Below are 447 nucleotides of genomic sequence, written 5' to 3'. Positions count from 1 at the left end.
GAAAATTATTTGAAATGGTTATTTATCCAGCCGATAAACAGCCAAAAGGGTGTTTAACAGTCAACACAGCAGTTGAATTATCGTTACTTGATCAAGAAGTAGCTGAAAAAATTACAGAGACGTTTATAAAGACCGAAACCTTATTATTTGATTTACTGAAACATGGTCAAGAACAAGGCGAGATTCCTGAGCACTATGATATTAAAGCGCTCTCTAAATTTATTCATAATTCCCTTGTAGGAATACGAGTATTAGCAAAAACAACAAATGATAAAAAAGAATTAGAAACCATTATTGATATGAATTTGTCAGTACTAGGATGAATTATATCTTGTTGTTTAAATAAATGAATTAACACCAATCTAAATATATTTTTAAGGAGAGAAAGAATATGAAGTACACAGTTATTACAGGAGCAAGTTCAGGTATAGGATATGAAACAGCATT

The 447-nt window shown here is 30.4% G+C and carries 1 protein-coding gene; it reads left to right on the top strand.

Going from position 1 to position 447, the window contains the following annotated elements; genetic code table 11:
• On the top strand, positions 1–323 hold a 323-nt coding region (locus FLW16_RS43085; protein ID WP_185949870.1), incomplete at its 5' end, for a TetR family transcriptional regulator C-terminal domain-containing protein.
• Positions 324–447 lie beyond the last annotated feature (124 nt).

The organism is Microbispora sp. KK1-11, assembly GCF_006874435.1.
Classification (GTDB): Bacteria; Actinomycetota; Actinomycetes; order Streptosporangiales; family Streptosporangiaceae; genus Microbispora; species Microbispora catharanthi.
This window is presented reverse-complemented; position numbering and strand designations above follow the sequence as displayed.